This is a genomic window from Pseudoalteromonas sp. T1lg88, assembly GCF_002964765.1.
Lineage (GTDB): Bacteria > Pseudomonadota > Gammaproteobacteria > Enterobacterales > Alteromonadaceae > Pseudoalteromonas.
Genome location: NZ_PQCF01000031.1, coordinates 1,938 through 2,634 on the forward strand (window position 1 = coordinate 1,938; position 697 = coordinate 2,634).

Below are 697 nucleotides of genomic sequence, written 5' to 3' on the forward strand. Positions count from 1 at the left end.
ACTCGGTACCGTGATCGTCGTCACACCATCACTGATGGTGATGCTGTCGACGGTGGCACCGGCTTCAACAACGCCAGAAAGGGTCACATTGGTCGCTTCCTCTGCGCTTAATAGCTCATCGCCGCCGTCGTCGAATGCAATACTGTTTGCGCCATCACCGGTGCTCGGTGCGCCAGTATCCAAGGTGGTGGTATCGGTGACCGTGCCTGTGTTCCCGGCAGCGTCGGTCACTGTCATGGTGACGGTCAGTTCGCCGTCGGCGAGACCTGACAGGTCTTGCCCTACGACGGTCACGTTGCCGTTGCTATCCAAAGTGATCGCCGAGCTCGGTACCGTGATGGTGGTCACGCCATCACTGATGGTGATGCTGTCGACGGTGGCACCGGCTTCGACAACGCCAGAAAGGGTCACGTTGGTCGCTTCACCCGCGCTTAACAGCTCATCGCCGCCGTCGTCGAACGCAATACCGTTTGCGCCATCACCTGTGCTCGGTGCGCCCGTATCCAGGGTGGTGGTATCGGTGACCGTGCCTGTGTTCCCGGCAGCGTCGGTCACTGTCATGGTGACGGTTAGTTCACCGTCGGCGAGGCCTGAAAGGTCTTGCCCAACGACGGTCACGTTGCCGTTGCTATCCGTGCTGATCGCCGAGCTCGGTACCGTGATGGTGGTCACGCCATCACTGATGGTGATGCTGTCG

General features: G+C 60.3%; 1 protein-coding gene. It reads right to left on the reverse strand.

Annotated features, from left to right (window positions below; genetic code table 11):
• On the reverse strand, positions 1-697 hold a 697-nt coding region (locus C2M34_RS09260), incomplete at both ends, for an Ig-like domain repeat protein (RefSeq protein WP_199878784.1).